Raw genomic sequence first — 23516 nt, forward strand, 5'->3', positions numbered from 1 at the left:
GCCGTGTGCGGGAGAACCGCATGCACGGTTCGATGCGGCGGGGGCTGGAAACGGGGCGGACGTACTCCGCAACCGCGCCAGCCCTCGACCCTACGCGAGGGGTGCCGTCCGGTAGGTGATCGAGAAAGCAGAAAGTGCCCCTGAGCTGCAACGATAGGACTTGCTGAGGGTCCTGTACGTGGTAGCGAAAGAGGCACTTCCCAGGTGAAGAAGAGTAGCGGGTCCTACCCCCGTGTCCGAGTCGGGAGTGACGGTCACCGGGTGGTTGCCCAGGCTGGCTCGGTGCTGCTGGTCGAGACGGTCCGCAAGTCCGGTCTGGATACCGCGATATCGACGGCACTCACGCCGTGGCGCAAGCGGCGGGCCGTGCACGATCCGGGCAAGATCCTGCTGGATGTAGCGCTGGCCGTCGCACTCGGCGGCGACTGCCTGGCCGACGTCGGCATGCTGCGGGCCGAGCCGGCCGTGTTCGGCCCCGTGGCCTCCGATCCGACCGTCTCCCGCCTCGTCGACGCACTCGCCGCGTCCGGCCCGAAAGCTCTTGCGGCGATCCACGGCGCACGTTTTGAAGTGCGTCAGCGGGTCTGGGAGTTGGCCGGGGCAAGCAGTCCGGCCGCCGACGGCCAGGTGATCGTGGACATCGACGGCGTGCTGGTGCTCGCGCACTCCGAGAAGCAGGACGCCACTCCGACCTGGAAGAAGACCTTCGGTCATCATCCGCTCGTCGCGTTCGTCGACCACGGCCAGGCCGGGTCCGGGGAGCCGGTGGCGGCCCTGCTGCGGCCCGGCAACGCCGGCTCCAACACCGCCGCCGACCACATCGAAACTGCCCAACTCGCCCTGGCTCAGCTGCCCAGACATCTGCGGCGGGGACGGCAGACGCTGATCCGCACCGACTCCGGCGGCGGCACCCACGCCTTCCTCGACTGGCTCACCCGGCGCGGGCGATGGCTGTCGTATTCCGTCGGAATGACCATCACCGACGCCATCCACCAGGCCGTGCTGAAGATCCCGAAGAAGGCGTGGACGCCGGCCTATGACGCGGGCGGCACCGAACGGCCCGGCGCCTGGGTCGCAGAGATCACCGAGATGCCCGACCTGAGCACCTGGCCCACGGGCATGCGGCTGATCGTCCGCAGGGAACGCCCGCACCCCGGTGCCCAGTTGCGCTTCACCGACATCGACGGCAACCGGCTCACCTGCTTTGCGACCAACACGAAAGGCGGCCAGCTCGCCGACCTCGAACTGCGGCACCGCAGGCGGGCCCGCTGCGAGGACCGTATCCGCGCCGCCCGCGCCACTGGCCTGCGCAACCTGCCCCTGCACGACACCGCGCAAAACCGGATCTGGCTGGAGATCGTCTCCCTCGCACTCGACCTCCTCGCCTGGATGCCGATGCTCGCGCTGACCGGCGAGGCCCGCCGCTGGGAACCCAAGAAGCTCCGGCTTCGGCTGTTCTCCGCCGCCGCGCAGCTCGTGAACACCGGCGGTCGCCGCTGGCTCCGCCTGCCCGCCCGATGGCCCTGGACCACCGTCATCAGCCACGCGGCCGTCAGGCTCAACGCCCTGCCGAACCCCGGCTGACCAGCCACATCGACCGTCCCGACAACCCGCACCAACACACCGGCGAAGTGGAACCCGGCGCCCACCCGACGCGAGAGCCGGGCCCTCAGCCTGCCCCAGCCTCGAAAAGACCACACCACACAAGCGCAGAGCCCCCGTCAGCAAACCGACGAGGACTCATGAACAATCGAGGTTAGGAGCAGTAGGAACTATCCCAGTCCCTGAGTTCGTCGATCGGTAAATGTGTAGCGTGACGTTGCGTGTGTTGGGACACTGCGTCGGTGACCGGTTCCGCACTGCCTCAACTGCTTCGCCCTCGTGCCCTGAGGCCCGGAGATCTCGTCGTTATCGCATCGCTGTCCGGGCCGCTCCACGCTGCTTACGAGCCTGACCTTGAGCAGGCGGTGGTCGTGATCGAGCGGATGGGATTTCGCGTGCGTCGGGCACCGCTCCTCGAAGCGGGGCGGCACCACTGGTGGAGCGCGACTCGGCCGGCAGAGATCGCCGAGGAGTTCAACGGACTACTGCGTGACCCTGAGGTGCGCGCGATCATCGCGCATGACGGCGGCCAGACGGCGCTTGGTTACCTTGACCTGATCGACGTTGAGGCGGTCGCGGCCGACCCCAAGCCGATCCTCGGCTACAGCGACATCTCCCTGGTGCATCTGGTGCTCTATGCGCGCACGGGTCTGGTCGGATTCCATGCCGACTTGGCCACCCCTGGACTCGGCGGGCACTGGCAGGCCGCGTCAGCAGCACGCAGAGCGGAACTCGAAAAGCTCTACTCGACGCTGCTGACCAGCGGCGAGGCGATCGGTGCGCTGCCAGCCACCCCGTCGTGGGAGTGCTGGCGTGCCGGTCGCACCGAAGGCCGGCTGATCGGCGGGCTGCTCAATCGCATCGCGCTCGCCCAGGCGACACGTTTCGCGCTGCCCCTCGAACGGTTCGACGGCGCGGTGCTCTTCTGGGAGGAGGCGGGCGGTCAAGCAGCGCATGTGTGGAGCTATCTGCAGGTACTGCGGCACTCCGGCATCCTCGACCGAATCTCCGGCATGGTCGTGGGCGTCCCGCACGCGATCGACGGACTCGACTCGCCCGACACGTCCCCGACCCTCGCCGAACTGGTCCTCGACGTCCTCGGCGACCGCGACATCCCCGTCCTGGGCAACGACGAGTTCGGACATGCCGGCCCGAATCTGCCGATGCCGGTCGGCATCCGCGTCGGCCTCGATGCGCAGCAACGGACACTGTCGCTGCTCGAAGCGGCGGTACGGCCTCTCATGGTGAGGGGACCGGTCGGCTGAGCAACGCGGAGTACCCACGTCTCGGCTCCCCCGGCGCGGAGCGCCGGAGACTCAGCTCCGGGGCGCTTCGGCCCTGGGGCGCCTGCGCTCTCAATCACCGCTGGGACGTTTCTCGCCCACAACGCTCCGTTACTGCAACTCTTCCCATGGATTCGTAACGGCGTGAACGTCATGGAATGGGCGCTGACACGTCACGGTGACGGAACGGCGTTCGCGCACCGAAGGCAGCGGGATGGCGCGTACCAGCGTGGCGTCGGTGGCGAGCATGCTGCGCAGGTCGTCGTTCGCGATTTCGGCCATCACGTTGACCATCACTGTGGCCCCGTTCACCCGCAGGCCGTCCAGTGCTGCGTGCCGGTCCTGGCGGCGTACGGCGGCGCTCACCACCTCGGCACAGTCCAGGACCCGTTGGTTGCCGGCGCAGACGCGGATACGGCCGTACCGTCCGGCGAGTTCGGCGGCGATGTGGGCGCCGCGGGGGGATAGGAATGCCTCTGACGCCGGGCCGCCCGTGCCGCACAGGCCCGCCACAATGGCCCGGCCGATCTCCCGCACTCCGATGATGCCGATGCATTTCACGGTGTCGTCCTCTGGTACGTATGCGTGCGGTCTGGGCCGATCGCGGAGTTGCTGCCGCACGTCATGTCGATCGCGGGCTTCTCCACAGCAGGGCGACTGCCAGGGCGCCGGCAAGGCAGGGCGCCAACTCGGCCCAGCCCAGGGCCGGTGGCAGGCCGGTCGCGCCAGAGGTGTCATTGGTGAGCAGTCTGATCAGCGCGACACCCACCCCGAGGCGCACAGCATGGTCCAGGTAGGGCGGGCCCACCGCCTGCCCGTTTTGACGCCCCAGATCGCCCCGAACCAGGCCAGGACGCCGAGCGCTCCGATGATGAACAGCAGGACAAGGTAAGTGTTGACGGCCAAGTCCACCTGGTCCGGGGAATGCGGGGGTAACCGCTCCTGACGCGGTCGGCCAACAGGTGGGTGGTGGCACGATCTGCGTACGGGGTGACGGCCGCGATGACGGCGAGCCCAAGCCCCTTGCGTATCACGTCGATTGCCCCTCGCCGAAGAGTGCTCGACATGGCATTCCCTTGGGCGTACGAGTGTGTGGGCGCGCGGTCCGGGGTTCATCGGTCTCTCACTCCGCCAGAGCCGCGCGGAGGAATGGGTTTCCCGGTCGAGCGTTTTCCGCTCGGCTTCAACTGAACCAGTGAAAGGAACTGGCCAACCCGGGCGACGCTTCGAAGACGTACCCCCCTCGACGCCCGAATGCTCCGGCATGGTCCGAACCGCGCAACATACGGTTCGCAGCCTTTCGACTGACGACCGTTGCTTTCAGACACATGTGGCCTCGTGGCCACCCCGGGAATGTGCATCAGTAAGGGTACGTCGTATGGATGTACGCCTGAATTGGCTCGCCGCTCCCTTGTTGCCTCCCCCTACTGCTGTTGCCTGCTCCACCGCTGTCGCCCCGAAAGGCCACCTCGTTCGTCCGGTAGGGGGCAGGCGTTGAGACTTCCTCTCCGTGCGTCCGTGCTGGTCTTGGCTGGCGCAGTGGCGATGGTGGGCTGCACCAGCGATTCACAACCGTCCCCGGAGCTGGCGTCGCAGAAGGGGCGGGTGCTCGGAGCCGCCCGGGAGCAGACGGATCTCGCCGGCCTCACCTCATCGGCTCACGACGCCGGTAGTGGCGATCGAGTGCCGCGTGCCGACTGGTCCGTGTGCTCCCAGATGCAACAGGGGCGGACGGTCGAGTTCGCCGCCGTGGAGAAAGGTGAACCGTGCCCCAGTGAGGATGGCAAGCCGGTCCCGTGGTTGAAGATGCCCGACGTTACTGGGGTGACGGTTTCCGGCGCACGGTCTGCTCTGACCGGTGTCGAGAACACGCTGATGAAGGCACCCCGCCTGGTGGGAGCCCGCCGCGGCGTCAACCCGTACGCGGACCCGGCCGAAGGCGAACCCGACTCCTGGATGGTCTGCTCACAGCGGCCCGGGTCCGGAACTGCCCTGGACAGCCGCTGGCAAGCCGAAGAAGACATCGAGCTCCATGTCACTCAGCCCGGTACCCCATGCCCGTAGCCGGCGAGTAGGAGCGCGCTCGCGGTCTGCCGGTGGGGCGTCTGTTGCGCGGGACGCACGCCGAGACAGGGCTCTTGTCGAGTTTCCGAAGAAGAACGCGAACCCCTGCCGCGGCCGTCTCCGCGGCGGCGATGGGGCGGATTAGCAGAGAATGTCTCGGTGTGAGCCGATGGTGACGCCTGCGGAGCCTCTGCGCCACCGTCGATGCGGTCGGTCCGCCCTGTGATCAGTCAGGTTCGGCGTCCCGAACCGCGTCGGTGCTGCTCGGAGCGGGTGTCTCGGGCTGGAGTGAGGCCGCCACGCGCCGCTTCTGCGATCGCGGTCAACTATCTCCCTGGCTAGCGCCCGTAAATCTATGCTGGCTGGGGTAGACATTGAGTGCTGGTGTGGTTATGGTTTCTCTTGTAGCCGAGGTCAAGCAAGGTCCGGCAGAGACGAACTACCGGGCAGCAGTATCCGTTTCACAGGAACGGTGCGGTGGTGGAGCTTCGAAGCCAGAGCAGACGCAGGACGGGTGACGAGGCTGGCTGCCGCACAGTGGCGCTGTTCGAGGCCACGAGCAGTGAGAAGTGCAAGCAGTACGCAGTACCAGTAGTACGCAGTACCCGCAGTACGCAGTACCCGTTGGGCACGTAGTTGATCTAGAGGGAAGAACGGAGGAGCCCCGCGCCATCAGGATCGCCCGGGCGGAATTCTTGAGTCCGGGTACCGCAGGACATCGATAGTGAGGTGGTCTCCGGTCAAGCAACCGCGATCCCCGCATCCCCGGCCGTATCTCGGTCAGGTTCGCGGAAACAGAAGGCCGGCGCAGTACCAGGGCCGGCAGATGGTGTAGCAGTTCCTTCGGGGCCTTGGTGTCATACGGCACCAAGGCCCCTCCACGCGTTTCACAGAGAGGTGCAATGACAGCAGACGACTCGTTCGGCCGTCTTGACGACGACGACTACCCCGCCTACACGATGGGCCGGGCCGCCGAAATGCTCGGTACCACCCAGGGCTTCCTCCGCGCTATCGGAGAAGCTCGCTTGATCACTCCGCTCCGCTCCGAGGGCGGCCACCGACGCTACTCCCGCTACCAGTTGCGCATCGCCGCCCGCGCGCGTGAGCTCGTCGACCAGGGCACCCCCATCGAGGCTGCCTGCCGCATCGTCATCCTCGAAGACCAGCTCGAAGAGGCCCGGCGCATCAACGCCGAATACCGCCGTGCCGCCGAATCGGTGCATTCGCCGCCCGCGGTCTGAGATGGGTGCGCGCCCGCCAAGCGCCGGCGGGACCCGCACCCGCCTGCCGGGGGTGTGGCGCATGGGCCGTAGGGGCGTCCTGCGAGCCGTGAGTGCGACCGCGGTTCTTGAAACGTTGCTCTCCGGGCGGACCAATATCTATGGCCGCGGGGTGAGAGTTTAACGCGCCAAGCTGGGAGTGTTTTTACTGCACCCACCAGAGCGAGTTTATTCAACCCACACATGCTGCTACTGCATGCTAGTCTCGATCTCAGTTGCAGTCTTGGTTCCCAAAACTTCAAGCGTTTTCAATCGGCACCTTAAGCCGCTGCAAACGCTTTGTATTTCCGGTCATTTTTCCGGGCGGGGCATGATCGCGGCGACCCGGCGTCCGTGCATTGCGGTCCCGGTGTACTGCCCCTAAGGAGATATGACATGGCATCTGGCACCGTGAAGTGGTTCAACGCGGCCAAGGGTTTCGGCTTCATCGAGCAGGACGGTGGCGGCGCTGACGTGTTCGCCCATTTCTCGAACATCGCAGCCCAGGGCTTCCGTGAGCTGACCGAAGGCCAGAAGGTCACCTTCGACATCGCACAGGGCCAAAAGGGCCCGACGGCCGAGAACATCTTCCCCGCCTGACGGTGACGCGCACTGTGTAGCTGGGGCCCGCATCCCTCGGGGCGCGGGCCCCAGCTACGGGCATTTTCCGCAGTGGTTTCACCTGTGGAACAACCACCGCCCGTAGACCCCATCTACACGGATGCGGGCCTTCGCGAAGCCGCACCCTTCGGCGTCCTGGATGTCACATCCGTAAGACGTCCCCTGTTTTTGTCGCCTGCGTCCGCACCGGATTCCTTGCAGGCACATTTGCTTTCGTTTTCCAGCCGGCCCGTTCTTGTGATTCCCCGCGCTGCTCTTCTGCTGCGGGAATTCCTTGATACGTGCCGTATCAAGGAAGGTTCTGCATGAACCCCACACGTACGAACAACCGCTCCTCCCGCAGCCGCACCGGCGGCGCCGCTTACGGCTCCGGGGCAGGTTCGAGCCGCAACGACCGCTTCGGTTCTTCCACCCCGAGCCGTTCCGGTGGTCAGAGCCGCTCGGGTGGTCAGGGTCGTTCCGGTGGTCAGGGCCGCTCGGGTGGTCAGGGCCGTCGGCCCGCAGCGATCCAGGGCGAGTTCGCCCTGCCGAAGACGATCACCCCCGCGCTGCCCGCCGTTGAGGCGTTCGCCGACCTCGATATGCCGGCACCGCTGCTGGCCGCGTTGACCGCGGAAGGCATGAGCGTCCCGTTCCCGATCCAGGGCGCGACCCTGCCGAACACCCTCGCGGGCCGCGACGCCCTCGGCCGCGGACGGACCGGCTCCGGCAAGACTCTCGCCTTCGGCCTGGCCCTGCTGGCCCGCACCGCCGGACAGCGCGCCGAGCCCCGCCAGCCGCTGGCCCTGGTCCTCGTGCCGACGCGTGAGCTGGCGCAGCAGGTGACCGATGCGCTCACCCCCTACGCCCGTGCCGTGAAGCTGCGCCTGGCCACCGTCGTCGGCGGTATGTCGATCGGCAGGCAGGCCAGTGCGCTGCGCGGCGGTGCCGAGGTCGTCGTCGCGACGCCGGGTCGCCTCAAGGACCTCATCGGTCGCGGTGACTGCCGGCTGAACCAGGTCGCGATCACTGTGCTGGACGAGGCCGACCAGATGGCCGACATGGGCTTCATGCCCCAGGTCACCGCGCTTTTGGACCAGGTACGCCCCGAGGGCCAGCGGATGCTGTTCTCCGCCACCCTCGACCGTAACGTCGATCTTCTGGTCCGTCGTTACCTCACCGACCCGGTCGTACACTCCGTCGATCCGTCCGCAGGTGCGGTCACCACGATGGAACATCATGTGCTGCACGTCCACGGTGCCGACAAGCACCGGACGACGACGGAGATCGCGGCGCGCGAGGGCCGGGTGATCATGTTCCTGGACACCAAGCATGCTGTCGATCGGCTGACGCAGGACCTGTTGAACAGTGGTGTACGGGCCGCCGCCCTGCATGGCGGGAAGTCGCAGCCGCAGCGCACCCGGACCTTGACCCAGTTCAAGACCGGGCACGTCACCGTGCTCGTGGCGACGAACGTTGCCGCGCGCGGCATCCACGTCGATAACCTCGACCTCGTCGTCAACGTCGATCCTCCGACCGATCACAAGGACTACCTCCACCGCGGCGGGCGTACCGCGCGGGCCGGCGAGTCCGGCAGCGTCGTCACCCTGGTCACCCCCAACCAGCGCCGCGAGATGACCCGCCTCATGGCGGCGGCCGGCATCGTGCCGCAGACCACTCAGGTCCGCTCCGGCGAGGAGACACTCAGCCGGATCACCGGCGCCCGGACCCCCTCCGGCGTCCCCGTGACGATCACCGCCCCGGTGGCCGAGCGGCGCAAGCGCAGCACGGCCTCGCGCGGCCGACGCAGCCCCGCTTCGGCTGCCCGGCGTGTGGTCGTGCGGCAGTCCTCCTTTGACGCGGCGGCCTAGGCGCTTTGCGATCAGCTAGCCGGCTCGTCTCCACGGGAGGCACGTTGTGACGCTGGTGGAGATGCGGCTCTGCTCGGCGAGTGCCACCCCGGTGCGGGGGACGGTGGCCGAAACCGAGTATCCGATGCGCTACCACCAGCGCGATGCCCCGGCTGCTCTCGACGGACAAGGCAGCGCTCCGGGCGTCCTCGCCCTTACCCGCTGAACCGCCTCACCGCGGTAGAACCACCCTCCATCGTTCTTCTTCTTGTGAGGCATCATGCGCTTCGTCATCGCTCGCTTCCCGTTCGACCTCACCAAGATCGGCGTCCTGGAATCGATGAAGGGCGTCAAGCCCGAGCCGGTAGTCGGCGAGTCCGTGATCGTCGGCCGCCGCACCTACCCCGTCAAGCAGGTCGGGCAGGTCCTCACGCGCCAGGACCGCCGCGATTTCAGTGTGGGCGAGGTCGTCCGGGCCATGACCCGGCTCGGCTTCACCTGCCGCGGCCTTCCCCAGGTCGCTGAGCCCGCACACGTCCTCAGCCCGGTCCAGCAAGCCTCCGCGATGCTCGGCGCCTCTGCGGCCGTCTGACCGACAGACAAGCACGAGCCGCACCACGACAGCAGTGAGGGTCCGACCGGGATACACCGGTCGGACCCTCACCGCGTAGCAAGGAGAATTCGACGGGAACCGTAGGGGACTGAGGGGCCAGGACGCAGGAACGCGTCGTGCGCTGGCCGCCGCCCGGCTGAGCTGACGCGGCAGGCGACGCCCCAAGGCCCGGGAACGGCGATCAGGCTACGGCGCGGCTGCCGATCGTCAGCTCGACCTCGTCTCCCTCCAGGGCGACCCCCCGGACGAGCCAGGTGCGTCCCTCGATCTTCGTGCCCGCGCCGGTGGTGTAGGCCGGGACGGCGAGGACGGGGCCCGCCAGGTCGTCGGTGCGTAGCTCCGCTTCGGCACCCACCACGTCGGAAAAGCGCAGGTCCACACCGATTGGCCAAGGGTCGGCGGCGAAGGCCCGGGGGTCGGGCAGCCCCTGTAGACGGCAGCGGGCGCCCGGAAACAGGTGTGTGTGACCGCATACGGCCGGAAAGGTCTCCCCCTCGGTCGATCCGGTGGCGGGTTGCGGCATGGGCGGGCTCCGGGGGGCGCGGATGCGGTCGGTCTTGGCAGTGTGGCGGCAAGGGCGGGCGCAGCGCGCCATGCCGGGGCTGCGCGCCCTCGTCGTCACCCGCTCGGAGCCGCGGAAAATCGTCATGGGTCCGGGCCTGGTGCGCCCGGCCGGGTGCCGTCTTTCGAGGGCGCTGGCAGGCTCGGCGGGCAGCGGAGCGGGCATCCTCCTACGGTTTCGGCCGCCACGTCTTACGGGGTGACGCCCCGCTGCACAGCATCACCCTTTCGGTACGTATCGGCGTACGCGCCGGGGCGTACGCCGTGCGCTCCCGCTGACCGCGCGCCGCTCGTTTCGCGCTGCCCGCTGCCCGCTGCCCGCTGCCCGCTGCCCGCCGACCGCGCGCGGCACCGGCCCGGTGGGCCGGCGCGCCCGGAAGCCGGAGTGGACGGCGAACGTCACCAACTCGGCCGAGTTTCGTTAGGGGATTGACTTGTCCTTGCTCGCCGCCAGGTCATCGGGCCGGGGCGGCGCGGGGCCGGTAGGCGCGGCACGACCCGGGTGCTGGTGGTCGTGGCGGCCCGGCGCGCCCGACCGTGCCGGTGGTCTCGGTGGTCGCGGTGGTCGCGGTGGCCCGGCTCGCCCGACGAGTCGTTGAACCGCTGGGGGAGAAGAGCGTGTCCGTACCGAAGGCCGCACAGGCCCTCATCATGACGAGCGCCGCGGTGGCGATCGTCTCGACACCGCTGTACTGGCTGCTCGGCGGCCCCGACAGCGGCGAACTGGCAGCCGCGTCCGTCCAGGGCACCACGGGAGTGATCGCGCTGGCATGGAGCCTGCTCACCTCCCTCGCCGCCACCGAGCCCCATGCGCCCGGTGGCGCCGACACCGCGACTGTTACCGGCAGGGCGAGCGCGGTGAACGGAGGCAGGGCGGTCACCGGGGTGCTGCGCGGACGGCGTACCGACGCCGCATCGGCCCGGGTCGAGAAGTCCGGGGACGCGACGGCGCAGGGCCCCGACAGCGTCGCGTGCTCGGGCGTCTACCGCCCCTGACCAGCGCGAGACGCGCGGCCCACAAGAAAGCCCGCATGCCCGTGAAGAAGAACCCAACCGGCGAAGATCCTCGCCCCCCACGCCCGGGGCACGACGTGGTGCGCACCGGCGACCAGGCCGCGGACCCGGCACCGGTGCGGCCATCGGCCGAAACATCAGCCCTACGGGTCAAGCACAGCGGTTCCGTGGAGGTGGGGCCGCACGGCTTCGCCAACACCGGCATCGTGCAGATCAAGCTAGAGGCCGAGAGCGCCGAGCAGTTCAGCGTGATGCTGGTGCAAGGAATGCTGAAGACCATCACGGCCCTGGAAGCCCAGATGCGGCGGCTCAACGAGCGGCTGGGGCCGGGTGAGCGGGATCTGCGTGCCGTTCGGGCCGACCGGGACCAGTTCCGGGAGCGGTTGCGCCTGGCCGAGGCGCAACTGAAAAGGGCTCAGGCGGACAAGAAGCGGGCCAACCGGTTGCGGCAGGCCGCTGAACAGGTTGCTGATGACTGGGCCCGCCGGCAGGCTCGTACGGGAGAGACGCCGCCGAAGGTGCCAGAGCCCCCGGGCCGCCGGGAGAGCCGGCTGGCCGTGCCGCTTCTCCCACAGGGCGCGTCCCTGGTCGAGTGCGAAGAAGCGCTACTGGGCATGGATGGCTGTCTCGCCGCTCACGCACGGGAACTGGGCCGCCTGGGCAAGATCCTCGACTCGTATCCCCCCGCGCAGCGCACCAGGTTTCTGCCCTGGGCGGGTTTCGTGGCGGCGGTGCTGGTGCTGATCGCCGTCGCTGCCGCGGTCCTGTTCTTCTCGCCGGATCACCCGCCGGACCATCCGCAGGATCACCCGCCGGGCGCCACGCCGCGGCCCGGGCCGACCGGTGGGCCGCGCCCTTCCCCTGCCCCCTCCGCCACAGCGGCCACCACGGCTACCGCGACCACCACAACGACGCCCTCACTCTCGCTGTCGGCCACCCCCAGCGCCCCGAGCAGCACGCAAGGGCCAACCTCCTCCGCGCCGAGGCCATCGACGTCACGGTCGGCGTCGTCGTCACAGCTGCCGCCGGCCTCGTCGGAGCCGACGAGGAATCCCCGCCCCACATCTCGGGCACCGGCATCGGCACCGCAAAGGCCCCTTCCCGCGCCTGCCAGGACCGCCCCGGTAGCGGGCAGCATTTACATCGTCCGGGGGCACGGCAACGAGATGAACGTCCGTATGAGCGGCTTTCCGCCGAACGTGGACGTCACGATCCTCGCGTACTCGAACACCACCAACGGCCCCTATGACCAGCGCATCCACACCATCCGCGCCGACGGCACCCGCGAGTTCGGCGCCTTCCCGATGGGAAGTCCCGGCGATTACTGGGTGGTCGCGGCGGGCGTCAGGTCGAACACCATCGTCTGGCGGGGGCGTTAGGCACTCGGTACCGGTAGGTACCCGCGGTCGCGGCGGTCGGCTGCCCTCCCGTAGTCGGTAGGGGTGTGGGTGCGAGTATTGCACTGACCAGTCCAGAACGTGTTAGCGTGCGCACATGGCTCGACCACGGACGTTTGACGAAGAGCGGGCCCTGGACGCGGCGATGCGGGAATTTTGGGAGAAGGGGTATGAGGCCACTTCCACGCAAGATCTCTGTGTTGCCACGGGACTGGGCCGCAGCAGCATCTATAACACGTTCAGCAGTAAGCATGACCTGTTCATCCGGGCGCTGGACCGGTACATGAATGGCATGACTGCCGCTCAGCTAGCCGTACTTGAGGATGAGGGGCGGTCGGTCGTGGGGCGGTTGTGGACGCTGTTCGACGTGGTGATCGACACCGAGTTCGAGCGTCGCGTCGAGGGGCGGAGCATCGGGTGTTTGACCGTCAACACCACCGTCGAGCTCGCCAGCCGCGATCCGAAGGCGGCGGCGATGTTGGGGCGGGACCTGGAACGCCGCCTTGCGGCGCTACGGGTCGCGATCGAGGTCGGACAGCGGGGCGGGGAAATCTCCTCCGCCCGGGATGCGGACTCGTTGGCCAAGTTCCTCAACGCGGTGATCGGCGGGATGCGGGTCTCCGCCCAAGGCGGCGCCGACAGGGCCGATTTGGAAGGTATCGCTGCGACGGCCATGGATGCGTTGGTCTGATGTGATCTGTTGCGCGGGCCAGCCTTCGGGCTTGGGCCCGGGCCTCGGGCCGGGTTAGACCTTGAGTTTGGGTTTGGCCCTGGGTTTGGGTGGGTGGCCGGGTGGAGCTGGCCCGGGTGGCGGCCTCGGCGATGTGCGCCTACGCATGCGCAAGTTATGTACCGATCTGTTCAAAACTTTTCCTTTCCTTTCCTTCACGACACAGGAGTAACTGCCGTGCCACGTGCCATATACGTGCTGGCCATGGGTATTTTCGCCATGGTCACCAGCGAGTTCGTCGTTGCTGGGCTGATGCCCCAGATGGCCGATGGCCTGGACGTCAGCGTGCCGGACATCGGATATCTGATCACCGCGTTCGCCGTGGCCATGGCCTGTGGCGGTCCCTTTCTCACCATCGCCGTGTTGAAGATGCCGCAGAAGTCTGCGCTGTTGGTGCTGTTCGCCGTCTTCCTCGCGGGCAATGTGCTAGCCGCCACGGCTACCAGTTACTCGGTCATGCTGGTGGCGCGCGTCATCACCGGCATCGCCTCGCAGGCGTTCTTCGGCGTATCCCTGGCCCTGTGCGCCCAGTTGTCGCCTCCGGAGCAGCGCGGGAGGGCCATCGCCGTGGCCATGAACGGGCTGATGCTTGGCACCCTGCTCGGGCTGCCGCTGTCCACGGTGATCGGTGGGCACCTCGGTTGGCGTGCGGCTTTTTGGGCCATCACCGTAATGACCGTGATCGCCGCGCTGAGCACGATCGTCGGAGTGCCGGCCCTGGAGCGCGCCGATGGCGGCGGTGACGTCCGCCGGGAGGCCGCGGCATTGCGTAATCCGCGGCTGTGGCTCGTGCTGTCCACGTCCACGCTGATCATCGGCGCCACCTTTGCCGCGTTCAGCTACTTCAACCCGATCCTCACCGAGGTCACCGGGTTCAGCGAGGGGACCGTACCGCTGCTCCTGGTCGCGTACGGCGCGGCCACCGTGGTCGGCAACAACATCGTCGGTCGGTTCGCCGACCGGCATACCCTCGCCGTGCTGCTGTGCGGCCTCGTGCTCAATACGTTCTTCCTGACGGGCTTCGCTCTGCTGGCCCATGTCAGCGTCCCGGCTGTGGTGTTCATGATGGGCATCGGCCTGGTCGGCGTCACCATGAACCCGGCGATGATCACCCGTGTGCACCGGGTCGGCAACGCTGGCGCGCTGGTCAACAGCGTGCACTCCTCGTTTATCACGCTCGGCATCATCATCGGGTCCGCTGTCGGCGGCGTTGGCATCAACCACTTCGGGCTGCGCGCCCCAGTGTGGCTCGGTGTCGTGATGGCCGTGGCCGGCATCGCCACCCTGCTTCCCGAACTGCTACGCGGCAGGTCGCACGCCGCGGCAGCGCCGGGCGAGGTGGCAGTGTCGGGCGCGATCGCGGCGCCGGGCGGGACGGTGACCCCAGCCGAGACGGTTGCCCCAGCCAGTGCCGCAGCCTCGGCCAGTGCCGCCGTCCCGACTGGCACCCCCGCGCGGGAGATGTACGCCGCCGGAGTCACGCCCCTGGGCGATCGCTGCTAGCGGCCAGTCGCGCCGGCCGTGGTGCCGGTCCCGCGGAACTGGTCGATCATCGCCGCGTAACTCGAAGCGCCCTGCCCCGCTGCGACCGCACGGTCGGTCAGGGCCTTGACGAAGCGCGGCAGTTCGGCGCTGACTCCGCTCGCCTCGCTCTCGTGGATGAGGTGCTCCATCGTCGTCAGATGGGTGTCGATCATCGCGTCGTGTGCCCCGAACTCGCCCGCGTCGATCTGTGCGGCGTACGCGGTGATGAAGCCCGTCACCGAGCCGAGCCACTGATTGGCGAATGGTGCGAACTCCGCCGCCTCCACCTTCGCCGCGCCCAGCAGGGCCGCACCGTGCAAGAAGCTGTTCAGGGCGCCCCACATCACGCCGAGCAAGGCGACGTCGTACAGCGAGGACAGGCCGTGGTCAGCACCGAGGTAGGTGGTGCCAGCGGGGGCGAAGGCCCGCACGGTGGGCTCGACCGCCTCGTACACGGGGCGCTCACCGCCGTAGAGGAGAAAGGCGTCGGGGGTGCCGACCACCGGAGGGATGGCCATGATCGCGCCATCGAGGTAGTCGAAGCCGTGCTCGGCCGCCCAGCTAGCGGTCTCCCTGGCCTGCGCCGATGAACCGGAGGTCAGGTTGATCAGGACCCGACCGCGGAGGGCGTCGGTCAGCGGGTCGAGCAGGCCGCGCACGGCGTCGTACTCCGTGACGCAGACGATCACCAGCTTGCTCGCGCCGACCGCCGTACGTGCCGATGTGGCCAGCGTCGCACCCTGGGTGACCAGGGCAGCCGCCTTTTCGGGGGAGCGGTTCCAGACAGTGAGGGGGTGGCCCGCACCGAGGAGGGCCGCGGCCAATGCCTGGCCCATACGGCCGAGGCCGAGGACGGTCACGGGGGGCTGCTCGGCGCCGGTTTGGGCGTCAGCGCTGGTGTGGGTGGTGGCTGCGGGCTGTGTGGTGCTCATGATGCGTGGTGCTCCTGTGGTGGATCGGTGCATAAGTGGATCGTCGGAGCTGTGGACGCGTGGCCCTCGGGTCCGGGGGAGGCCCCCGGTGTGTCCGCCGGATGCCTACGCTCGCACCGGTGGCTCGGCCCGGACAGTGGCTGTACTGACGCCCCACGCAAAATTCCTGCCATGGTCGGGGGGTCGCACTGTCGTACCGTGAGGCCATGAGCCATCGGTTGTTCACCTGCCATCGCGCCGGGTGTGGGAGCGGCATATGAAACCCGGCACCGTCGCGATCGCCGTCGTTGACGACTCCGGCATGCCGCTGTGGGACCTGTACGAACTGGCCATCGCCTGCTCCGTATTCGGCAAGGCGCAACCCGACCTCGCCGACACCTGGTACACGCTGCGACTGTGCGCGCCGCGTCCCATGCTGCCCGGCGACATTCGCACGGGCCACGAAAGCCATGACCGTCACGAGCGCCCCGCAGATCACGAGGAACACGAGAAACACGAGGGTCACGGGCGTCACGAGGATCGCGGGCGTCACGAGGGTCACGGCCGTCACGAGGATCGCGGGCGTCACGAAAAGCACGCGAAGCGCGAGGAAAGTGGTGCGTACGGGGCGGCCTTTCCGTATACGCCACTGCTGGACGGATTCTCGCTACGTACCCGCTACGGGCTCGCCGAGTTGGCGACGGCCGATACCGTCATCGTCCCGTCCGTGCCGCAGTCGGTCGTGGACGAGGGAGCCCCGGTGCCGCCCGAGTTGGTGGACGCGCTGCGCCTGGCGGCCGAGTCGGGAGCGCGGATGGTGTCGCTGTGCACCGGCGCCTTCGCGCTCGCCGAGGCCGGCCTGCTGGATGGGCGCAGGGCGACCGCGCACTGGATGCACACCGGTGACCTGGCCAAGCGGTACCCGAAGGTCACGGTGGATGACTCGGTGCTGTACGTGGACGACGGTGACGTGCTGACCAGCGCCGGAATGACCGCGGGCCTTGACCTGTGTCTCCATTTGGTGCGCTGCGACCTCGGGGCGCGGGTGGCCAACCAGCTAGCGCGGCGCATGGTGGTGCCCGCGCACCGGGCGGGTGGGCAGGCGCAGTTCATCGACCTATCGGTGCCGGTGACGGACGACGAGGGGCTCGGCCCGGTGCTGGAATGGGCCTCCGGGCGGCTCCATGAGCCGTTGACCGTGAACGATTTGGCCCGCCGCGCGGGGATGAGCCCGCGTACCTTCTTCCGGCACCTCCAGGCCGGGACCGGCACGACGCCGCTCAAGTGGCTGCTCAACCAGCGGCTCGCGCGGGCACAAACGCTCCTCGAATCGACGAACCTGCCGATCGAGCGGGTGAGCGAGCGCAGCGGTCTTGGCAGTGCGGCGAACATGCGGCGGCACTTCATGCTGCACGTCGGCGTTTCGCCGCGCGACTATCGGAAGGCGTTTGAGGGGGCGCGGGAGCGGGACGGTCAGCAATCGTCTGACCAGGCGCGCGAGATCCCGCAGCCGCTCGTCGGGAGGCGGGACACCCCCACCCCGCTGGCTGGGACGCGGGACTGACAAGGCTGACAGGACTCACAGGACTCACACGGTCCACAGGACTGGCGGGGCTCACGGGATCGACGGCGTACGGACATGATCGACGGCGTACGGACATGCCCGCGGGTCCAGCGGTGTCAGCCCGCCGCGCCGCGGGACGGCGGCTGGCGGCGGCAGCGGGGGCGGCGGTGGCGGGGTGGTGGCGGTGGTGGCGCCCGCAGGGCCAGCGGCGTCAGGGCAGGTCCGGCTTGCCCTTCTCGTACAGCCACGCCTCGAAGAGTTCCCCGAGATCCTTGCCCGACTTCTCCTCGCACAGGGCGATGAAGTCCTTGGTACTGACCGTGCCGTGCCGGTGTTCAGCGGTCCATGTGCGCACGATGGAGAAGAACGTACGGTCGCCGACCGCCTTGCGCACCTGGTGCAGGGTCATCGCACCGCGCCCGTACACCGGCGGGCCCAGGAGCTGTGCGGGTCCGGGCGGGGTGCCGGGCGGGAAGGCCCAGATGCCGTCGCTCTGGTCGTCCGAACCGTCGTAGTAGTCGCTGAAAATCTGGTCAGCGGCTCGTCCCTCGTCGTCCCGTTCCTCCTCCCACAGCCACTCCGCGTAGGTGGCGAAGCCTTCGTTGAGCCAGATATCGCCCCAGGTGCGCGGCGTGACCGAGTTGCCGAACCACTGGTGGGCCAGCTCATGCACCTGGAGGTAGGAGTCGGGCGGCGAGCTGTAGTACGGCTTGGACTGGGTCTCCAGGGCATAGCCCAGGTCGGGCGCGTGATCGACGACGGCGCCGGTGGAGGAGAAGGGGTACGGGCCGAACAGCCCACTCTCCCAGTCCATGATCTCGGTGAGGTCATCGGCGACCCTTCGGCTCCTCGCGGCCTCATCCGGGTCGATGGCGATGTACTGCGGCACATCACCGCCGCTGAGGTGGCTCTTGCTGTCGCTTCGCGGGTCGGCGCCGCTGTGCCGATCGCGATGGGAGCGGGGGGCGCTATCGGTGCCGTTGTTGTCGTCTCCGTCTCCGTCTCCGTCCCCGTTGCCGTTGTTGTCGCCGTCGTCGTTAACGTGCAGGTCGCCGTGGGTCTGGACGTCGAAGGAGCCGACGATGACCGTGGCCAGATAGCTGGCCATCGGCTCCGAGCTGTGCCAGTCGAAGCGGGTCTTCCCGCCCTTGGTGTGGCGTCCGCGCAGTTCGCCGTTGGCCACGGCGGTGTAGTCGGCGGGGACGGTGACGGCGATGTCGTAGGCGGCCTTGTCGGACGGGTGGTGGTTGCCGGGGAACCAAGCTGTGGAGCCGGAGGGTTCGCCAAGGCCGACCGCCCCATCGTCCGTCTCGATCCAACCCTCCTCGCCCTCGTCGGCGCCGATGATGGTCTTCGGCGTCCCGGAATACTGGATGGTCGCCGTGAACGTACGATTCCCGGCGAGCGCCGCATGTGGTGTGAGGGTCAGCTCGGTGCCCTTGCGCGCGGTGGCGGCCGGGGCGCCGTTGACGGTGGCTCGGTGGACCCGCAACCCCGCGAAGTCCAGGTTGAGGGAGCTGAGGCCGGCCGTGGTGCGGGCGGAGATGGTGGCGGTGCCGCGGAGGTGGTTGGCATCCGGGCCGTAGTCGAGGGCGAGGCGGTAGTGCGTGACGTCGTAACCGCCGTTGCCCAGCCCCGGAAAGAGCCGGTCACCGACCCCGGCGGCGCCTGGCTGCGCCGCACGGCCGGACGGTGGGCCCGCATCGGTACCTGACGCGCCGTCGCACGCCGCGCAGACGAGCAGCAGCACAGCGCACAACAGCGCGCGCAGCGGATGGCGACGTGGCAACGGGGGGCTCCTCGGATCGGCACGGGTCCGCGTCATTCAACGGGGGCGGTGCGGGATTGTCGAACCAGCGAATTACCGCACTGACCACGATGACCCAGCGGCCCCTGTGAAGCGGCGATTGCCGCACTATGGCGGCGTGTGTCACGGAGTTTTAGCCGCTCAGCGCGACATCGACAGGCACGCTCCGCGTGGCATGGTGCGGAAGGACATCCGCCATACGCGCGCCCGCCCGGAACGACGTCGCGCAGTGCGAACGCGATCGGCTTCGTCTCGCAGGCGACGGCGTGCGGAGGTGGCGACGGCGTGTGCAGGTCCGGCCCACCGGTCTCGCATCCGTTGCTCGGCCCGGCATCGGTGCCGCGATCTGGCTCCACGCCACAGACGTCCAGACCAGTCACGATGCCCTCGTCGCCGCGACCACACCATCGGTCCCGCACCGATCGACGGCCCCTTCGGCCGGACCTTCGCCTTCACCTTCGCCGACCCCGACGGCTACCAGACCACTCTCCACGGCCGCGCCTGACCGGCCCAGCGCCACCGGACGATCGCCGATCCCCGAAGACCGCCAACGAAAACGGCCGTGTCCTGCGTGCAGCCTGGATCGCTGGAGCGGTCGAACACTTCCCGGGTGTGCCCGAGCCCAGCCACGTAACACCCTGGGACGAGATCCCCGCATGGGAGCGGGCTGCGGCTGCGCCGTGGCCCCCGTGGCAGCGCCGCGTTAGCGATACGTGAGTACGCGGTGGAAGCGTCGGGGGTCGCAGGCAGCCGGCCCGGGGGAGTGGGGCGGGCGGCTCAGAGCCGTGTCCGCGTGCCCCGCCGGGGTACCGGTGCATCACCTAGGGAGTTAGTCATCAAGCTGAAGAGAACGAAGGCCATCGTCGTCGCGGCGGTTGCCGTAGCGGGTATCGCCGTGGCTGCCGCACCGGCGCAGGCGGACGTGTGCAACGTGGGTGGCGGGCGCATCATCTGCGAGTACGGCGTCGCCAAATACACCTTTGACCATGGCGTCAAGCAGGAATTCGCGATCGGAACCGACTACGCGGTGTGGACCCGCTACACCGACAAGTCCGGGCGCTGGAACGCGTGGTCGTCCATGGGAGGTGTGGCCCGGAGCGGGGTCCAGATCTGCCCGCTCCCGCACGACACCTTCTACATCGCCGTTACCGGCACCGATGGGCAGCAGTGGGAGCGCATCCGCTACAGCTATCCCGAGGGGAACTGGTCGGAGTGGGAGCGCGGCTCGGGCTGCGGGTGAAGGGCTCCGCCGCGCGTCTCGTCGGCTAGGGCATCGGCCGTACGCACGGCCCCGTGGAAGCCACCGCAGCCCCCGGACACCCCGCGTCGTACGAGCCCGGTACGCCACCCGCTGTGCCCCGCGGCCTTCCGTACGCGGTCTTGAGAGGACTACGCCGGCAAACGCGCCTGGCGACCAGGGAAGCCGACTTTCTCTGGGGGAGTTACCGACTGATGGTCGCGGCGCCGATGACCGGTACCGGGGAGGTGACCAGCACCTCGGTCAGGAAGGTCCCCTCGGTGCCCGGCTGGTACTCGTAGGTGCGGTTGCCGGTGTCGTGCTGGATGACCACCGTGCGGATGTAGCCCTGGTACGTGAACGCCTTGTGGCCCGGGGGGACGGAGAAGGTCATGGTCTGCGTGGTGACCTTGGAATACTGCTCGGTGAACGAGACCGAAAACCCCACCGACAGGGACGCCTTCACCACCTCGATGGAGACCTCGGCCCGGGTCTCGATGGTGAATTGCGTCGTCAGGGATGTGGTGAACCCGGTACTGACGCTCTTCGCGTAGGTGGTGGTCGCGCCGGAACCCGTGTTGTCGATGCAACCGATGTTTTGGAGGTCGGGGGCGTAGAGGGTCAGGGCCCTGCCGGTCTGGGAGTCCTGCTGGAAGATGACCGACTGGTCGAACACGTCCTTCGACGCACCAGGACGCTCTGCGAAGATCGTCACCCCCGCGGTGGGAACTCGTTCACCGAGCACGCTTGTTTTCGTACTGGCTTCCGTACCGGATTCCGTACTAGCCATGGTTTCGTTCCTCTCGTACGGGCGGGGACCTACGGGCAGAGGCCGGTGTCGTCGTTCATCTGGTCCTGCAACATCACCCCGTTGAACTCGGAGTAGGACTCGTAGAGCGCTGACCTGAGCCAGACGTCCATCCATCCTTCCTTGTACTTCTTCTTCTTTGACTTGTACTCGTGGACGTAGAGGTTCCAGGTGATGGAGAGGGCGCCGGCCCCGTCCACCGTGGGGTATCCGTCCTCTATCACGGGATTCTTCACCAGGAAGACGAGGAGTTCTTGCGGACCGGGGTCGTAGTCCGTGAGCTGGGAATCCTGCAATCCGGCGATCTTATTCGAGAGGATGGCCACCAGATTCTGGGTCTCGATACCGACATCAAGAAAGGAGGTCGCGTTGGCGGCCAGGCCGACGTAACTGTTCTTGATGATCTGCACGGTGGGCGAGTTCCAGTTGAACCTGTCAAGCTGCTGGTACTTGCATACTCCCCAAAGGGAATCGGACTGCTGGCCTCGGTGCGTATCCTTCTTATTGCTTTTCTCTTGCTTGGTGCGCAGGCAGTCGAACCTGTCGTGATTGAGGAGCTCTGACAGGTTGTCCATGAGCGTGCCGATGTACTGCTGGCTTTCGTCCGGAACCCAGGTCCCACTGCTTGATGGCACGATGTCGTGCTGGGCGAGGATGGCCAGCAGCTGCACGGTGTTCGGATGCTCGGCCGACAGTTGCTCGAAGAAGTTCGGGTCGTCCCGTTCCACGCCGGTCATCGCGCTGACGAAGCTGGCGCCTCCCAGGTTGTCCGACAGCACGTGCCGCAGGAAGTCGCCACACCCGGGATGGCTGCTGAGTGCGTCCGCTCGCTCCCGCAGGGTGTGCTGGCTCAGTCGAGGAGCGTGAACCACGAATTCCAAGGCCGACCGGGAGAGCGTAGTCTTCAGGTTGGTATCCCGTTTGCCGATCAGGAAACTCTGGAGCCCGTGCGGGTTCCTCGGCAGTTGCTCTGTGACGTCCTGGACGTACTGCCGAAGGTTTTGCAGTGAGGCTTGCTCGCAGCTCAGCCCGAGCCGCACCAGGTCATTCTGCATCTCGCCGGTGTCCGGCTTTTTCGGTGTCGCCGACAGGATGGGCATGACCTCTTTGCTGGTCGGAACCCGCTCTCTCAATTCTTCCGGCATCCAGCTTCCCCCTTGACTGGGCAGGCGCCCCGGGAGGCCCTCCCGAGTCGGGCACGCAAAAGCGCTCTGTTCGCCGTCCTTGGATATGCGAGAAATTCGCTGACGCGGAGATTACCGGCGCCAAGCCGGGGCGACCAGGGTGGGCGAAGGTGGCGCGTCTCGAACGCTTGGCCGAAAGCGATTTCTCAACCATCCCACGGCCCACAGTGGGCACTTCGACATACGAGAAGTACGCCAGGTGCGCGGCGCTGAGCAGCACTTAGAGACATCACGGCGTGCGGTCACCGCCGCCCTGGGCAACAACTTTCGGCCGCGTCTGCGCACGCCAAAGCACGCCAAAACTGGCGTGATATGCCAGGGTCACGTCGTGCTCACCGTGCCGGCGCAGCGCAGGGGCGTCCACCGTAATTCGCGGAGGCGATGGGCGACTTCGGCGGCCGGGTCGGTTGAGTATCCCCGGCGGACCCGGCCGCGGTGACCGTCAGCGGCTACCCTTGCGTCCGGTTCAGGCGGTGCCAGTCGGCCCGCTGACGGGCTGTGTCGGAGCGAAGTTCACCTGGGAGGCTGGCAGCACCCGGATGCTCCGGGCGGGGAAGTCGAGGTGCCGGAAAATCTCGTTGTGGTGCGCGATCGACTGCTGGGGCGAGGCGTACGCGCCGCTGTCGGGCCGCCCGGATGTGGTGTGCCCATCGGCGACCAACACCAGGTCGTAGCGGTGGCTCAGCGCCTGACGTGCCGTGGTGTCCACGCAGATCTCCGTGGCGAACCCGGTGATGACCACCTCGGTGACGCCCAGTGTCTGCAACGTCGTGTCGAGGTTGGTGTCGAGGAAGCTGTCCGCGCTGGTCTTGTGGACGACCGTCTCATCGGCACCAGGCGCGAGTTCGGGCACGATCTGCCAGCCCCCGGTGCCCGGCTCCAACTCGTCGCCCCGTTGCTGGATCGTCACGATCGGTACGCCCGCGGCCTTGGCTCGTTGGCGGAGGCCGGCGATCGTGGCGACTGTTTCGTCGGCCCGGTGCGCTATGGCCACTAGGGAGTTCTGCATGTCAATGACGAGGAGTGCGCAGGCATGTGGCATGGGCTTACGGTAGCGATTCCCTCGAACAGTGGTGCAAGCCGCGGGAGTTGGTTGGGCAGCGGCGTGCGCCAGGCGAGGCGGCCCGACCGATGGCCCACACACAAGGCGGCCACGCCGAAGCATGGCCGCCCTGTGTCCAACGGAGAACGAAGTACGGCGAATGCGCCGCCGCGAATGCGCCGACTCACGAACCCCGCGGCATTCCCTGCCCCACCGCAACCGGTGGGGCAGGCGGCACGCAGCGCAAGCGCTAGCCCGCCACGTTCACCTGCGGTTCGCCGGATTCGACGCCCGCCTTTTCCATCTCTTCGGCGATCTTCATGGCCTCGTCGATGAGGGTCTCCACGATCTTCGATTCCGGCACGGTCTTAATGACCTCGCCCTTCACAAAGATCTGGCCCTTGCCGTTGCCCGAGGCCACACCCAAGTCCGCCTCACGCGCCTCACCCGGACCATTGACCACACA

Annotated in this window: 22 protein-coding genes and 2 pseudogenes; 15 read left to right on the forward strand and 9 right to left on the reverse strand. The window is 67.9% G+C overall.

What is annotated here, in order from left to right; genetic code table 11:
- Positions 1–204: 204 nt before the first annotated feature.
- Positions 205–1584: an IS1380 family transposase gene (locus FHS42_RS35445; RefSeq protein ID WP_184580371.1), complete on the forward strand. Its 1380-nt coding sequence runs from the start codon at positions 205–207 to the stop codon at positions 1582–1584.
- Positions 1585–1844: 260 nt separating this feature from the next.
- Entirely contained in the window at positions 1845–2867 is a 1023-nt protein-coding gene (locus FHS42_RS35450; protein WP_184580373.1) for a S66 peptidase family protein, read from the forward strand.
- 129 nt (positions 2868–2996) lie between these two features.
- On the opposite strand, the gene FHS42_RS35455 is transcribed toward FHS42_RS35450, so the two are convergent.
- A complete protein-coding gene (locus FHS42_RS35455) occupies positions 2997–3446 on the reverse strand; it encodes an NAD(P)-binding domain-containing protein (protein WP_312867176.1) in 450 nt (149 codons plus the stop codon).
- Positions 3447–3638: 192 nt separating this feature from the next.
- A complete protein-coding gene (locus tag FHS42_RS37980; RefSeq protein ID WP_246495863.1) occupies positions 3639–3791 on the reverse strand; it encodes a hypothetical protein in 153 nt (50 codons plus the stop codon).
- 588 nt (positions 3792–4379) lie between these two features.
- Here FHS42_RS37980 and FHS42_RS35465 point away from each other — a divergent pair.
- From FHS42_RS35465 to FHS42_RS35490, 6 genes are all read left to right on the forward strand, one after another.
- Complete coding sequence (locus FHS42_RS35465; RefSeq protein WP_184580377.1) at positions 4380–4949, forward strand: hypothetical protein; 570 nt, start codon at positions 4380–4382, stop codon at positions 4947–4949.
- A gap of 902 nt (positions 4950–5851) precedes the next feature.
- On the forward strand, positions 5852–6190 hold the full coding sequence (locus FHS42_RS35470) for a MerR family transcriptional regulator (RefSeq protein WP_184580379.1): 339 nt from the start codon (positions 5852–5854) through the stop codon (positions 6188–6190).
- A gap of 414 nt (positions 6191–6604) precedes the next feature.
- Entirely contained in the window at positions 6605–6808 is a 204-nt protein-coding gene (locus FHS42_RS35475) for a cold-shock protein (RefSeq protein ID WP_184580380.1), read from the forward strand.
- A 326-nt stretch (positions 6809–7134) separates the two neighbouring features.
- The gene (locus FHS42_RS35480) at positions 7135–8679 is read left to right on the forward strand and encodes a DEAD/DEAH box helicase (protein WP_184580382.1); all 1545 of its coding nucleotides are present in this window, start codon (positions 7135–7137) and stop codon (positions 8677–8679) included.
- Between the two features lie 46 nt (positions 8680–8725).
- Positions 8726–8884: a hypothetical protein gene (locus FHS42_RS35485; RefSeq protein ID WP_184580384.1), complete on the forward strand. Its 159-nt coding sequence runs from the start codon at positions 8726–8728 to the stop codon at positions 8882–8884.
- Between the two features lie 54 nt (positions 8885–8938).
- Positions 8939–9250, forward strand: a complete 312-nt coding sequence (locus FHS42_RS35490; RefSeq protein WP_184580386.1) for an SCO5918 family protein — start codon at positions 8939–8941, stop codon at positions 9248–9250.
- A gap of 202 nt (positions 9251–9452) precedes the next feature.
- Here FHS42_RS35490 and FHS42_RS35495 read toward each other — a convergent pair whose 3' ends face one another.
- Positions 9453–9794: a hypothetical protein gene (locus tag FHS42_RS35495; RefSeq protein WP_184580388.1), complete on the reverse strand. Its 342-nt coding sequence runs from the start codon at positions 9792–9794 to the stop codon at positions 9453–9455.
- Positions 9795–10450: 656 nt separating this feature from the next.
- On the opposite strand from FHS42_RS35495, the gene FHS42_RS35500 reads away from it, so the two are divergent.
- The 4 genes from FHS42_RS35500 (at position 10451) to FHS42_RS35515 (ending at position 14476) form a co-directional block, all read left to right on the forward strand.
- Positions 10451–10828, forward strand: coding sequence for a hypothetical protein (locus tag FHS42_RS35500; RefSeq protein WP_312867177.1), 378 nt, complete (start codon positions 10451–10453; stop codon positions 10826–10828).
- A gap of 35 nt (positions 10829–10863) precedes the next feature.
- Positions 10864–12225 carry a hypothetical protein gene (locus FHS42_RS35505; protein WP_184580390.1) on the forward strand — a complete coding sequence of 454 codons (1362 nt, stop codon included), beginning with the start codon at positions 10864–10866 and terminating at the stop codon, positions 12223–12225.
- Positions 12226–12340: 115 nt separating this feature from the next.
- Positions 12341–12934, forward strand: coding sequence for a TetR/AcrR family transcriptional regulator (locus FHS42_RS35510; protein ID WP_184580393.1), 594 nt, complete (start codon positions 12341–12343; stop codon positions 12932–12934).
- 216 nt (positions 12935–13150) lie between these two features.
- Positions 13151–14476 carry an MFS transporter gene (locus FHS42_RS35515; protein ID WP_376772787.1) on the forward strand — a complete coding sequence of 442 codons (1326 nt, stop codon included), beginning with the start codon at positions 13151–13153 and terminating at the stop codon, positions 14474–14476.
- On the opposite strand, the gene FHS42_RS35520 is transcribed toward FHS42_RS35515, so the two are convergent.
- A complete protein-coding gene (locus tag FHS42_RS35520) occupies positions 14473–15429 on the reverse strand; it encodes an NAD(P)-dependent oxidoreductase (RefSeq protein WP_184580397.1) in 957 nt (318 codons plus the stop codon). The two genes, FHS42_RS35515 and FHS42_RS35520, sit on opposite strands and share 4 nt — an antisense overlap.
- A gap of 256 nt (positions 15430–15685) precedes the next feature.
- Here FHS42_RS35520 and FHS42_RS35530 point away from each other — a divergent pair, with 256 nt between their 5' ends.
- Positions 15686–16972 (forward strand): GlxA family transcriptional regulator, encoded by a 1287-nt coding sequence (locus FHS42_RS35530; protein ID WP_246495865.1) that lies wholly within the window; start codon positions 15686–15688, stop codon positions 16970–16972.
- 211 nt (positions 16973–17183) lie between these two features.
- Here FHS42_RS35530 and FHS42_RS37985 read toward each other — a convergent pair whose 3' ends face one another.
- Positions 17184–18761, reverse strand: a complete 1578-nt coding sequence (locus FHS42_RS37985) for a M1 family metallopeptidase (protein ID WP_246495867.1) — start codon at positions 18759–18761, stop codon at positions 17184–17186.
- A 320-nt stretch (positions 18762–19081) separates the two neighbouring features.
- On the opposite strand from FHS42_RS37985, the pseudogene FHS42_RS35545 reads away from it, so the two are divergent.
- Together FHS42_RS35545 and FHS42_RS35550 are read left to right on the forward strand one after the other, a co-directional pair.
- Positions 19082–19284, forward strand: a pseudogene (locus tag FHS42_RS35545) (VOC family protein); the annotation flags it as partial.
- A 390-nt stretch (positions 19285–19674) separates the two neighbouring features.
- Positions 19675–20019 carry a PLL family lectin gene (locus FHS42_RS35550; RefSeq protein WP_184580399.1) on the forward strand — a complete coding sequence of 115 codons (345 nt, stop codon included), beginning with the start codon at positions 19675–19677 and terminating at the stop codon, positions 20017–20019.
- Between the two features lie 202 nt (positions 20020–20221).
- Here FHS42_RS35550 and FHS42_RS35555 read toward each other — a convergent pair whose 3' ends face one another.
- The 4 genes and pseudogenes from FHS42_RS35555 to FHS42_RS35570 all read right to left on the reverse strand — a co-directional run.
- On the reverse strand, positions 20222–20806 hold the full coding sequence (locus FHS42_RS35555) for a hypothetical protein (RefSeq protein WP_184580401.1): 585 nt from the start codon (positions 20804–20806) through the stop codon (positions 20222–20224).
- A 29-nt stretch (positions 20807–20835) separates the two neighbouring features.
- Positions 20836–21969, reverse strand: coding sequence for a hypothetical protein (locus FHS42_RS35560; RefSeq protein ID WP_184580403.1), 1134 nt, complete (start codon positions 21967–21969; stop codon positions 20836–20838).
- Positions 21970–22474: 505 nt separating this feature from the next.
- Positions 22475–23050: a cysteine hydrolase family protein gene (locus FHS42_RS35565; RefSeq protein ID WP_184580405.1), complete on the reverse strand. Its 576-nt coding sequence runs from the start codon at positions 23048–23050 to the stop codon at positions 22475–22477.
- Positions 23051–23300: 250 nt separating this feature from the next.
- Positions 23301–23516, reverse strand: a pseudogene (locus FHS42_RS35570) (flavodoxin-dependent (E)-4-hydroxy-3-methylbut-2-enyl-diphosphate synthase); the annotation flags it as partial.

It is taken from the genome of Streptomyces zagrosensis (assembly GCF_014203645.1).
GTDB lineage: Bacteria > Actinomycetota > Actinomycetes > Streptomycetales > Streptomycetaceae > Streptomyces > Streptomyces zagrosensis.